10 protein-coding genes are annotated in these 11,660 nt (G+C 71.6%); 6 read left to right on the top strand and 4 right to left on the bottom strand.

The window, feature by feature from the left end; translation table 11 throughout:
• Nucleotides 1-80: 80 nt before the first annotated feature.
• Both FB470_RS34580 and FB470_RS34585 read left to right on the top strand, forming a co-directional pair.
• On the top strand, nt 81-932 hold the full coding sequence (locus FB470_RS34580; RefSeq protein WP_306998559.1) for a serine/threonine protein phosphatase: 852 nt from the start codon (nt 81-83) through the stop codon (nt 930-932).
• A 447-nt stretch (nt 933-1,379) separates the two neighbouring features.
• Nucleotides 1,380-2,828, top strand: coding sequence for an amidase (locus FB470_RS34585; RefSeq protein WP_306998561.1), 1,449 nt, complete (start codon nt 1,380-1,382; stop codon nt 2,826-2,828).
• Between the two features lie 29 nt (nt 2,829-2,857).
• On the opposite strand, the gene FB470_RS34590 is transcribed toward FB470_RS34585, so the two are convergent.
• The gene (locus FB470_RS34590; RefSeq protein WP_306998563.1) at nt 2,858-3,724 is read right to left on the bottom strand and encodes a hypothetical protein; all 867 of its coding nucleotides are present in this window, start codon (nt 3,722-3,724) and stop codon (nt 2,858-2,860) included.
• 278 nt (nt 3,725-4,002) lie between these two features.
• Between FB470_RS34590 and FB470_RS34595 the strand changes: the two genes are divergently transcribed.
• Nucleotides 4,003-4,212 (top strand): helix-turn-helix domain-containing protein, encoded by a 210-nt coding sequence (locus FB470_RS34595; RefSeq protein ID WP_306998565.1) that lies wholly within the window; start codon nt 4,003-4,005, stop codon nt 4,210-4,212.
• Nucleotides 4,213-4,463: 251 nt separating this feature from the next.
• Here FB470_RS34595 and FB470_RS34600 read toward each other — a convergent pair whose 3' ends face one another.
• From FB470_RS34600 to FB470_RS34610, 3 genes are all read right to left on the bottom strand, one after another.
• On the bottom strand, nt 4,464-6,035 hold the full coding sequence (locus FB470_RS34600; RefSeq protein ID WP_306998567.1) for an acyl-CoA synthetase: 1,572 nt from the start codon (nt 6,033-6,035) through the stop codon (nt 4,464-4,466).
• 66 nt (nt 6,036-6,101) lie between these two features.
• Entirely contained in the window at nt 6,102-7,283 is a 1,182-nt protein-coding gene (locus FB470_RS34605; RefSeq protein WP_306998569.1) for an acyl-CoA dehydrogenase family protein, read from the bottom strand.
• A 109-nt stretch (nt 7,284-7,392) separates the two neighbouring features.
• On the bottom strand, nt 7,393-9,987 hold the full coding sequence (locus tag FB470_RS34610) for an ATP-binding protein (protein ID WP_306998571.1): 2,595 nt from the start codon (nt 9,985-9,987) through the stop codon (nt 7,393-7,395).
• 220 nt (nt 9,988-10,207) lie between these two features.
• Between FB470_RS34610 and FB470_RS34615 the strand changes: the two genes are divergently transcribed.
• The 3 genes from FB470_RS34615 to FB470_RS34625 are packed head-to-tail and all read left to right on the top strand — an operon-like array spanning nt 10,208 to nt 11,644.
• Nucleotides 10,208-10,585, top strand: a complete 378-nt coding sequence (locus FB470_RS34615; protein ID WP_306998573.1) for a nuclear transport factor 2 family protein — start codon at nt 10,208-10,210, stop codon at nt 10,583-10,585.
• Between the two features lie 10 nt (nt 10,586-10,595).
• Nucleotides 10,596-11,168 carry a 3,4-dihydroxy-2-butanone-4-phosphate synthase gene (locus tag FB470_RS34620; protein WP_306998575.1) on the top strand — a complete coding sequence of 191 codons (573 nt, stop codon included), beginning with the start codon at nt 10,596-10,598 and terminating at the stop codon, nt 11,166-11,168.
• Nucleotides 11,165-11,644, top strand: a complete 480-nt coding sequence (locus tag FB470_RS34625; RefSeq protein WP_306998577.1) for a flavin reductase family protein — start codon at nt 11,165-11,167, stop codon at nt 11,642-11,644. Before FB470_RS34620 ends, FB470_RS34625 begins: the two co-directional genes overlap by 4 nt.
• The last annotated feature ends 16 nt before the right edge of the window (nt 11,645-11,660 follow it).

Genomic DNA, 11,660 nt, shown 5'->3' on the forward strand with positions numbered 1-11,660 from the left:
CTTCCCTGATAGGTGCAGCTCCCGGTGGCAACGTGGGTGTGGGCGGTGGTTCGGCTCGGCTCGTTGTCGACGGTGCCCCGGTGTTCGTCAAACGCATCCCGCTGACCGATCGAGAGCTCGCTCATCCGCGTTCCACCGCGAACCTGTTCGAGTTGCCGATGTTCTGCCAGTACGGACTTGGCGGCCCCGGTTTCAACGGTTGGCGCGAGTTGGCGGCGAACACCATCGTCACCGAGGGAGTGCTGGCCGGCAACGTCGAGTCGTTCCCCCTGCTCTACCACTGGCGGGTCCTGCCCGGCTGCCCGCCCGTTGCGCCCGAGCACACCGATATCCAGGCGGTCGTGGCCAAACTGGCCGGCTCACGATCCGTACAGGCCCGACTCGAAGCGCTGGCCGCCGCTTCGCACAGCCTCGTGCTCTTCGGTGAGTACTTGCCCCATCCACTGGCGGACTGGCTGCGTGAGAACCCGGTGGGCAGGGCAGACACCCTGGAGTGGCAGCTGTCGCAGATCGTGGAGTTCTTGCGCGACCGTGAGCTGCTGCACATGGACGGGCATTTCGGCAACATGCGGACCGACGGCGAACGGATCTATCTCACAGACTTCGGCCTGGCCACCTCACCGCATTTCACGCTTTCGGACGCCGAGCGTGGTTTCATCCGGCGACACACGACGCACGATGCCGACTACGCGTCCATGCGCCTGGCCAATTGGCTGGTGACCGAGGTGTGCGGGGTGGCGACGCCGGCGGGCGGTGGGCCCACCGCCCGCAACGCCTACGTGCTCCGGTGCGCCGCAGGCGATATCCCCGAGGAGGTGCCAGCGTCTGTGGTTCCTATCCTGGCCCGGCACGCACCCGCGGCCGCGCGGATGAACGACTTCTACTGGAAACTCTTCGACGGCGAGGTCACCGCGACATTCCCCAGCTACTGACTGCAGAAGACTGCTGAGATCACCTGTTCAACTGTCGCGAGTTCCTCGTGGTTGTAGCGGTGCGTGATTCGCTGGGGGCGTATCGGCTCCAGGTGTTGCCTGCTTCCGCAGCGAGCTTTGTCGTTGTGTTGTGGTGGTAGCCGAGGGCTTCGGCGACGATCGGGGCCGGCATCTCCAGGATGGCGTCCGGCCGGGGCGATGGGCTTGCGGTCGGCGCGGGATTGAAGCCTGGGCAAGACGTGCCAGGTGGCGGATCTGCGGATGATCTGCGCGTGGTCGGGGTCGGTGATGCCCATGAGGTGCTTGGCTAGCCACCGCTCGAACATGCAGATCGCCGGTGTCGACCGAGGCTCAGCGCCGGTTTTCGTTCCGACGTTCCTCAACCCCTCATCCGTTGTGCGAAAAGGAATTTTATGCCCTCTCCGCCGGACCGATAGCCTCGGATTCATGGAGTGGAGTGTGAAGTCGGCCGAAGCGCTGGCGGCCGCGTTGCGTGCCGGTCAGGTGAGCTCGACGGAACTGACCGAAGAGGCCATCGCCCGTATCGAGCGCGAGGACAAGGCCGTCAACGCGATCTGCGTGCCGGACTTCGACCGCGCGCGGGCAGCCGCGCGCGCCGCGGACCGGGCACGTGCCCTTGGCGAGGAACGGCCGTTGCTCGGGATTCCGGTGACGGTCAAGGAGTCCTACAACGTCGCCGGGTTGCCGACGAGCTGGGGCATGCCGCAACACCGGGATTTCGTGCCCTCCGAGGACGCGGTGCAGGTGTCGCGACTCAAGGCCGCGGGCGCGGTGGTGCTGGGCAAGACGAACGTGCCGGTGGGGTTGCAGGACATCCAGACGTTCAACGAAATCTACGGCACCACCAACAACCCGTGGGATCACGACCGCACGGCGGGTGGATCCTCCGGTGGATCGGCGGCGGCCCTGGCGTGCGGGTTCGGCGCGTTGTCCATCGGCTCCGACCTCGCCGGTTCCCTGCGCACCCCCGCGCATTTCTGCGGCATCTACGCGCACAAGCCGACGCTCGGGCTGGCGGCGCCCCGCGGCATGGTCGCGCCGCCGGGGCCGGCCTTGCCGGTCGACCTCGACCTCGCCGTCGTCGGTCCGATGGCGCGCACGGCCCGCGACCTCACGCTCCTGCTCGACGTCATGGCCGGACCGGACCCGCTGACGCTCGGCAAGGCGCACCACGTGGCGCTGCCGCCGGCACGCCACGAGCGGCTGAACGACTTCCGGGTCCTCGTCGTCGACAAGCATCCGCTCCTCCCGACCGGGGCCGCTGTGCGGGCGGGCGTGCACCGGGTGGCCGCCGCGCTCACCGACGGCGGCGCCCGCGTCGAGTGGCGGAGTCGGCTGCTGCCCGACCTGGCCGACGCCGCGACGCTCTACATGCAGTTGCTGATCTCGGGCGCCAGCGCGCGTTTCCCCGTCGACGACGAGCAGCTGCGGGCCCGAGTCGCCGGATCGAGCGCGGACGACCGGAGCCTCGACGCCGTGCGGTTGCGCGCCATGGTGTTCAGCCACCACGACTGGCTGGAAGCAAACAGCCGCCGCGAACTCCACCGCCACGCCTGGCGGCAGCTCTTCGCCGAGTTCGACGCCGTGGTCTGCCCGATCACGCCTACTCCCGCGTTCCCGCACGACCGCAGTCCCAACCCGATGGAACGCCGGATCGACATCGACGGCGCCGAGTACCCGTACTTCGATCAGCTGGTGTGGGCTGGTGTGGCGACCATGCCCGGCCTGCCCGCGACCGCGATACCCGCGGGCCGGTCCCCCGAGGGCCTGCCGGTGGGGGTGCAGCTCATCGGCCCGATGTTCGAGGACCGCACCCCGCTGCGACTGGCCGAACTGCTGGAGCAGGAGCTCGGCGGCTTCCAGGCGCCGAGGTAGGGCCATCCGACCGGACCGCGGCACCGGCGTTAGCTCAGTCCCGTCCCTAGGCCGGAGCCCTCCTGCCGGCTGTCAAGATCGTCATAGCGGCGCTGCGCCTCGAAGTCGGTGACCTCGTGCGCGTCGGCGCGCCCATCGGCGGCTTCGGCTCGGTAGTCCGCGGCGAGATCTTCGCGGTCGTCGCGAAGGTCCTCTCGACCTTCGATCATCTGGTCGCGCAGCGCGTTGATCCGCTGCTGGTTGCGGGCGTACTGCTCGCTGGGGCTGGTCGTCGTCGGCCTCCACCGGTCGGTGATCTGCTTCCACGCCTGTGCCCGGGGGCCGGTGCCGCGCGGCTGGAGCCCGGGGGCACGTCCGGGTTGGCGCTGGTGATGTTGTAGGTCTCGCGGTACGCGGCGGCCTGCCGACGAGGTCATCCCACCGCGCCGCGGCATCGGCGTCGGCAGTGCGGGGGCCCAGTCCGGCTCCGTCGCGACGGTCTCCTCGCGCAGCGCGGCCGCCCGAGCGGCGATCGCCTGAGCCAACTGGTCGAGATGGCGGGCGGAATCGGGCCGGTCAGCAAGCGCCTGGGTGCTTGCCGATTCCAGCCACGGGAGTGGACCGCGGGGCCGCAGCGGCGCATCGGGCGGGTCGCTGCGGTGGATGCGCTGCTCGACCCGCCGGTACAGCACGGCGGCCGGGTCGCGGGCGAGGTCGATGCCGACGAGGCTGTCGGCGTCGGGCACCGCGTGCTCGACGGGCCACCCGGCGGCGTGGACGCGGTGCAAGAGCGCGCGCAGCGCGGGCTCGGCGGCGCGACCCAGCGCGGCCGGCGCGCGGCGGGCGAGCACGCGGGTGATCTCCTCGTCGAGGTGCTGCTCGTTGGCGAAGCGAGCGGCGTGCTCGTAGCGGCGCACGAGCTCGGGCAGGCGTTCCTCGACGGGGGCAGATCACCTCGTCGGCGGCTAATGCTGTGACCGCATAGGTTCGCCGGGGCGATGGTCGGGGCGGTTGGATATGCAGTGACGTCCGATCCGACCGCTGGAGGCGCGGTGGCTGAGCCTGTCCCTGTGCGCAGACTGACCGACCAGGAGGGGCCGAAGCTGCAGCACATCGTGCGCCGGGGCAGCACGAGTTCGGTGCGATATCGGCGCGCGATGATGCTGCTGGCCTCGGCCAGTGGGAACCGGGTTCCGTGCAGGACGACGAGGACACCGTCCGGGACGTGATCCACCGGTTCGACGAGACTGGCCTGGCCTGTCTGGCCCCTCGGTGGGCGCGAGGCCGTCCCCGCCTGCTCAGACCTGACGACGAGGACTTCGTCGTGGCGACGGCCACCACCCGGCCGGCCAAGCTCGGCCAGCCCTTCACTTGGTCGGGTTGTTCGACCGCGATCCGGATCTGATTGGCGCGCCGGGAGGTCGCGTCGCTGCGGCTGCCGGCAGACCGCTCGCGCAGATCGCGTGGACTGCCGGAGAACGCGGCGGGCGACGACGCTGCTAGCCAAGCTGTCGCCGCGGCAGGCGGAGGTGGCGCGCCTGGTCCGCATCCGCCCTCGATGACCACCAATCCGCTCCCGCGCATCATGTGCCTTCTCGACCCCGCAGCCACGATGCCACTGCCCGGCCCCTGCGAACGCGCCGCCGCACAGTCCACTCAGGGTGACAGTCGCGCGATTTCGGCGTAGCGCTCGCGCAGCTCGCGTTTGAGGATCTTGCCGCTGGGGTTCTTCGGCAGCGCTTCGGCGAACACGACGTACTTGGGTACCTTGAAACCGGCCAGGACCCGGCGGCACCCGGCGATCACGTCCTGTTCGCTGAGCACCGCCCCGTCGCGCGGCACCACGATCGCGGCGACCGCCTCGATCCACCGCGGGTGCGGGACGCCGACGACCGCGGCCTCCGCGACACCGTCCACTGTGTACAGCGCTTCTTCGACCTCACGGGTGGCGACGTTCTCGCCACCGGTCTTGATCATGTCCTTCTTGCGGTCCACGACCCACAGGTAGCCCTCGTCGTCGACGTAGCCGAGGTCGCCGGAGTGGAACCAGCCGCCGCGGAACGCCTCGGCCGTCTTGTCCGGGGCGCCGAGGTAGCCGACCGTGGCGTGCGGGCTGCGGTGGACGATCTCGCCGACCTCCCCCGCGGGCAGCGGCCGGTCCTGCTCGTCGACCACCCGGGTCTCGACGTTCAGCGCGGCGCGCCCGGCCGAACCCGGTCGCCGTCGCTGGTCCTCCGGGCCGAGCGCGGTGGCCAGCGACGCCATCTCGGTCTGCCCGTAGAAGTTCCAGAACCGCATGTCCGGCATCCGGCGTTCCATCTCCCGCAGGACTTCGGTGGGCAGTGCCGACGCGCCGTAATAGCCCTTGCGCAGGGAGCCGAGGTCGGTCGTCTCGAACTCCGGGTGTTGCAGGAGGGACAGCCACACCGTGGGCGGGGCGAACAGGTTGGTCGCCCGTTCCGCCTCGATCGCGCGCAGGATCGCGCCGGGATCGGGCCGGTCGAGGATGATGCTGGTGGCGCCGAGGTAGAGGTCGGTGGACAGGAAGTTGTCCAGCTGCGCGCAGTGGTAGAGCGGCAGGGCGTGGACCTCGACGTCGCCGGTTTCCATCCCGCCGCTGACGATGCAGCTGACGTACTGCCACATCAGCGACCGGCTGGTGAGCATCGCGCCCTTGGGGCGGGACTCGGTGCCGGAGGTGTACATGATGCGCAGGACGTCGTCGTCGCCGACAGGCACCTCCGGCGGTGGTCCGGGGTGCCCCGTCCACTCGGCGAAGTCCGTCCACCCGGGACGGACGCGGTCGTCGCCGAGGCGGATGACGGCGCGCACCCGCACGTCGAGCCCGGTCATCGCTTGCTCGGCGACGGGTGCGAGGGCATCTTCCACCACGACGGCGTCGGCGTCGCAGTCGCGCAGGATGTAACCGACCTCGGTGCCGGTGAGCATGAAGTTGACCGGCACGAAGACCACGCCCAGCCGGGCCGTGGCGAAGTTGAGCACGGGGAACTGCCAGCAGTTGTGCGACAGCAGCACCAGCCGGTCGCCCTTGCGCAGCCCTGCCGCGTGCAGGGCGGCCGCGACCCGGTCCACGACGGCGTCGAACTCGGCGAAGGTGAGCCGGACGTCGCGGTGCACCACGGCGGTCTTGCCGGGGAAGCGGGTGGCCGAACGCCGCGGGATGCCGGCGAGCGTGTGCGTGCGGGCCCGGTCGACGGGGTTGGTCACGGGTCTTTCGCTCCCTCAGCGTGGTGGGGCGTGGGTGGTCCCGGGGCGGACCACCCACGCGGGGGGTCAGGCGGTGGCGCGCACGTAGCCGGGCAGGATTTCCTGTGCCGCGTCCACCAGGGTCATCGGGTCCACCAGGAGGTGCTGGGTGGCGACCGCGGCGTCGCGGGTGCACCGGCCCAGCGCGCTGGGGTTGCGGATGGACTGGCTGCCGCCCCAGCGGTGGGCGAAGCCGACGACCTCGCCGGCGACCTCCTGGACCCACGTGGTGACCTGGCGCAGGCGGGCCCGCTGTTCGAGCGTGATTTCCTCCCCCGCCGCGGCGGCCGCCTCGGCCTCGCCGTGGAGGTCGTAGACGTAGCGGCGGGCGGACTGCACGAGCGCCTCGTACTTGGCGAACTCGCGGCGGAACATCACCGAGTCACCGACGACGCCCTCGTACCCGGGGCGCGCCTTGACGGACGCGATGCTCGCGATTTCCTGCAGCGCGCGGGTGGCCAGGCCCAGCGCCACCGGGCCGTGCCCGCCGACCCCGATGCCGAGCAGGCCCAGCTGGTAGACCGGTTCGGGCCGCACCGGCGTCGTGGAGAAGGTGTCCATGGTGTGCTTGTCCGGCACGAACACGTCGGTGACGGCGTAGTCGTAGCTGCCGGTGCCGACCAGGCCCATCACGTTCCAGTTGCCGAGGAACTCGACCTTCTCGCGCGGCAGGAACGCCACCCGGCAAACCGGATCCCCCGTCTCGGTGAGCAGCGGGTTGCCCTCCGCATCGTGCACCACGAACCCGGCGCCGATCCAGCTGGCGTGCGCCGAGCCGCTGGCGAACTGGTAGCGCCCGGTGACGCGGTAGCCGCCCTCGACCCGCACGGCCTTGCCGGTGGGCAGGATCATCCCCGCGGTGATGCCGGGGGTGGGCTGGTCGAAGATCTCGCGGGCGCCCTCGGGGTCGAGGAAGCCGACGGCGATGCCGGTCGAGAACGCGTTCGCCATCAGGGCCCAGCCGGTGGAGCCGTCGGCGCGCGAGATCTCCTCGATGACCTTCAGCGAGTCGACGATGCCCAGTCCCCAGCCGCCGTACTCCTCGGGCACCAGGAGCCAGAACAGCCGTTCCCGGGCGATCGCGTCGACGACGGTCTTGGTGATCGTCGTGTCGCGCTCGATCGCGTCGGCCTCGCTCTCGATGAGCGGCGCGATCGCCTTCGCCGCGGCGAGGGCGTCCGTGGTGGGGCGGGCGAGTGTCCCGGTCATGTGCTTGTCCTCTCTGACTGCACTGCTGGCTGCAGCCACAGTGCCGCCGGAAGGGCGGGGTCCACACCGGGGCGACCACGTGGTCAGTCACCCGCTTTTCGCGCGGCCCCTACGACACCCCGGCCTTCGCCTGCCACTGCGCGACCTGGGCACGGCGGGTCAGGCCGAGTTTGTCGAGGATGTGCTCGACGTGTCCTTCGACCGTGCGGTGGGAGATGACGAGCTTCTGCGCGATCTCGCGGTTGGTCAGCCCCTCGGCGACGAGGGCGGCGACCTCGGCCTCCCGGCGGGACAGTGCCGGCCGATCCGGCGTGCCGGGCACGGCGCCGCGGCTTTCGCCCAGCGCGAAGGCGATCACCTGGTCGCGGCTCATCCGCTGCCCGCGGCGGAACGCGGCCTGGTAGGCGGTCTCGCCGAGTCCCCGTCGCGCCCGGTGTTCGAAGCGGGTGCGCTGCTCCAGCCAGTGCGGTGAACCGTAGAGCTGCATGCCCACCGAGGTCCACAGCGTCTCGGCCGCGCCGAGCAGGACCGCCGCCCGTTCGGCCTGATCGCGCCCGGCCTCCGTCCACGCCAGCAGCTCGGTGGTCAGCGACAGCCCGATGGTGTCGTCGAAGGGTTCCTTCATCCGCAGGCTCTCGGTGGCGTGCCGGGCGGCCTGCTCGTGGTCGCCGCACATGAGCGCCGTCAGGCCGAGACCGTAGACGGCGTAGGAGAGCATCCACCGTTCGCCGTGCTCCTCGCACTCGGGCCGCAACTGCTCGAAGTGCCGCGACGCCTCACGGGTGTCCCCGGCGAAGATGTAGAGCAGCCCGAGGTGCACGCGCAACGAACCGACCAGGTCGAGCGGGGCTGCGGTGCCCCGGTACCGGTCGAGCGCCTCCAGCAGGATGGTCTCGGAGGTGTCGAAGTCTCCCCCGAAGAAGGCCACGAGACCCTGTTCGTGCCTGTTGTACGCCTGCCCGAACGGATCGCCCGCCGCTTCGGCGGCGGCGAACCCCTCGTCGAGGGCGCGGCGGGCGGCGTCGCGGTCGCCCTGCAGGGCCGCGACGAGGCCGAGCGTCGCCAGAGCGCGGGCGCGGTCGGCGGAGGGCTCCGGGGCGAGACGGAGGGCGCGTTCGAGCCAGTACCGGTGCTCGGCGAAGGAGAAGCCGGCCGCCCACAGGAACCACGGCGCCCCGATGAGCCGGGTGGCGCCGCCCCGGTCCAGCGCGGTTTCGAACGCCGCCCGCAGGTTGGTGTGCTCCAGGCGGAGGTCGACGCACCACTGCTGTTGCCGCGGCCCGAACCACTGCGCCGTGACGTCGGCGATCATCCGCGCGTAGTGGGCGTGGTGCCGCTCGCGCAGCTCCGCGGCCGCGGCCGCGTCCAGTTTGGCCTGTCCGTACTCGCGCAGGGTCTCCAGCATCCGGAACCGCACCTGCCCGTGGTGTTCTTCCCGCAGCAGCAGGGACTTGCTGACCAGACCGTCGATGCCGTCCACGATGTCGTCGGCGTCGAGGTCGGTGTCCCCGCACACCTCCTCGGCCGCGGTCAGCGTGAAGCTCCCGGCGAAGACCGACGTGCGGGTCCACAGCCGCCGTTCGACCGCGTCGCACAGCTCGAAACTCCAGTCCACCGTGGCCTGCAGGCTGCGGTGCCGTTCGGGCGCGGCGCGGTTTCCACCGGTCAGCAGGCGCAGACGGTGCCCGAGGCGGTCGGCCAGTTCGCCCACCGACAGCACCCGCAGGCGGGCGCAGGCGAGCTCGATCGCGAGCGGCAGGCCGTCGAGCTGCGCGCACACCCGCCGGACGAGATCGGTGTTGCCCTCGTCCAGCGTGAAGCCCGGCAGGATGTCGCGGGCGCGGGCGGCGAACAACGTCACCGCGCTGTCGTCCTGCCCGGCGTCGCCCTGGCCGGGCACCGGCAGTGGCGCGACCGGCACGACGTGCTCGCCGGGGATGGCCAGCGCCTCCCGGCTGGTGGCGATGATCCGCAGCTCCCGTGCCGTGTGCAGCAGCGCGCTGGCCAGGGCGGCGCAGGCGCCCAGCAGGTGCTCGCAGTTGTCCAGCACGAGCAGCAGCTGCTTGGTGCGCAGGTGGTCGGCCAGGAGGTGCTGGGGCGGCCGGCCGGCGGCGCGGTCGCGGATGCCCAGCCCGTCGACCACGGTCTGCGGCAGGAGCGCGGGGTCCCGCAACGCGCCGAGCTCGACCCAGCGCACCCCGTCGGCGAACGCGCGGCGGACCTTGTCGGCCGCCTGGATCGCCAGGCGTGTCTTGCCGACCCCGCCCGCGCCCATCAGCGTCACCAGCCGGGACCCGCCCAGCGCCTGCCGGATGGCCGTTAGCTCGGCCTCGCGGCCGACGAACTCGGTCAGCTGCGCGGGCAGCTCCGCGCCCGTGCTCACCGGCGCGGGTTCGGGCCCCGTCCCGGCCTCGGCCCGCAGGGCACGCACCCGGTCCTTGAGCACCGTCATGGAGTGCCGCCAGCCGATGCAGTCGGCGATCGCGGCGACGGTGATGGCCGGGTCCTCGGCCAGCAGCGCGCGAATCTCGGGCTCGCAGGCGTCGGCGACCGAGGCGCGAGCGGGAGCGGGGCCCGGGGGTTCGTCGAGGGTGAGCGCGCGGCGCACGGTGTTGCGGGAGATGCCGCGGTGCCGCGCGATCGCCTTGATCGGCATGCCGTCGGCGTGCAGCCGGCGGATTTCCCGCCAGTCCTGCGGGTTCATCAAGGGCCTCCTCGTTGAGGCGCGGGTGACGCTCGGTGGGGGTCAACTATGGGGCCCGGTGAACTACGTGTCAAGGACGGCGGCGGTTGACCCCCTGGCGCGGCATCGGTGCAGCTCGGCGGGACGGGTGGCGGATCACGGGTCATCCCGGTGCCGCGGGTGGGGCGCCGACGGGCAGTGTCACCGGCGGAAACCGACGACGGTGTCGAAAGGAGTCACGATGACCAGTCAGGAACCGGTGGAGGTCGCCGAGCGCTTCGTCGAGGCGTACAACTCGGGGGATCGCGACCGGCTGCTCGCCCTGTGCGCGGAGGACATCCGGGTGGTGCACCACAACCGGGGCGTCGACCTGAGCGACAAGAACGCGTTCGGCGACATCGTGAAGGGCTTCGAAGCCGCATTCCCGGACAAGCACTTCGAGGACCGCCGCGCCCGCCACACCGACGGCGACTCGGTGGTCATCGAGCACACCTGGGTCGGGACCGCGCAGGCCGACGTGCCCGGGTTCGCCACCGCCGGCGAGGTCGCCCGGATCGACCTGTGCAGCCGCTACACGGTGCGCGACGGCCTGGTCGTCGAGTACCACGACTACGGCTGAGGGGCGAGCCATGGGCACCCGGGTGACCACCGCGCTGGCGGCCGGACGGCCGGTGGTGGTGCTCGACGAGCACGGCACCGCCGAGCTGGTGGTCGCGGCGCAGGCGGTGACCACGAGCGCGATGGCGTTCCTGATCCGGCACGGATCCGGGTTCGTGCGGGTGGCGCTCACCGGCCAGGCGTGCGACCGGCTGGTGCTGCCACCGGTGACGCCGCTCGGCCCGCACCGGTGTGCCCAGGCCGTGGCGGTGGACGCCGCCGAGGGGGTGAGCACCGGGATCTCGGCGGCCGACCGCTGCCGGGCCGCCCGCCTGCTCGCCGATCCGGCGACCGTGCCGGACGATCTGCGGCGGCCGGGCCACACCGTGCCGCTGCGGGCGTGGGCCGGTGGTGAGCCCGGCGTCGTCGAGGCCTCGGTGGAGCTGGCCACGGCGGCGGGCCTGTCCGCCGCGCCTGTCCTGTGTGGACTGGTTTCGGAGCGGGATCCGCGGCGGATGGCCGGTGCCGGTGAGGCGGCGCTGTTCGCGCGGCGGCACCGGCTGGAGATCACCGGAGTCGCGGAGTCCTGGAGGAGGGCCGGATGAGTTTCGACAGCGCGACCTACCGCACCACGCTGAGCCGGTTCACGACCGGGGTGGTCGTGGTGACCGCGGCCGGCGGGGCCGGGATGGTGGTCAGTTCGTTCACGTCGGTGTCGCTGGCGCCGCCGCTGGTGTTGTTCTGTGCGGGCAACACGTCCAGCACGTGGCCGCGCATCCGCGAGGCGGGAGCGTTCTGCGCGAACGTACTCGCCGCAGGCCAGGAGGACATCGCCCGGCGGTTCAGCGGCCCCGGTGACCGGTTCGCCGGGGTGCCACACCGGCCAGGCGTGCTGGGCAGCCCGGTGCTGCACGGTGTGCATGCCCATCTCGAGTGCGAGATCAGCGACGAGCATCCCGCGGGAGATCACACGATCGTCGTCGGCCGGGTGGTCGCGCTGGACACCGGCCGCGACACGGCTCCGCTGGTGTTCCACCACAGCCGCTTCCACGACGGCGCGGTGCTCACCTCCGCCGCTTGAGCACACGAAGAACGGC

The organism is Amycolatopsis thermophila, assembly GCF_030814215.1.
GTDB lineage: Bacteria > Actinomycetota > Actinomycetes > Mycobacteriales > Pseudonocardiaceae > Amycolatopsis_E > Amycolatopsis_E thermophila.

Coding starts and splice junctions, on each gene's coding strand:
- FB470_RS34585 (WP_306998561.1), top strand. CDS start 1,380: ATGGAGTGGAGTGTGAAGTCGGCCGAAGCGCTGGCGGCCGCGTTGCGT.
- FB470_RS34605 (WP_306998569.1), bottom strand. CDS start 7,283: ATGACCGGGACACTCGCCCGCCCCACCACGGACGCCCTCGCCGCGGCG.
- FB470_RS34610 (WP_306998571.1), bottom strand. CDS start 9,987: ATGAACCCGCAGGACTGGCGGGAAATCCGCCGGCTGCACGCCGACGGC.
- FB470_RS34615 (WP_306998573.1), top strand. CDS start 10,208: ATGACCAGTCAGGAACCGGTGGAGGTCGCCGAGCGCTTCGTCGAGGCG.
- FB470_RS34620 (WP_306998575.1), top strand. CDS start 10,596: ATGGGCACCCGGGTGACCACCGCGCTGGCGGCCGGACGGCCGGTGGTG.
- FB470_RS34625 (WP_306998577.1), top strand. CDS start 11,165: ATGAGTTTCGACAGCGCGACCTACCGCACCACGCTGAGCCGGTTCACG.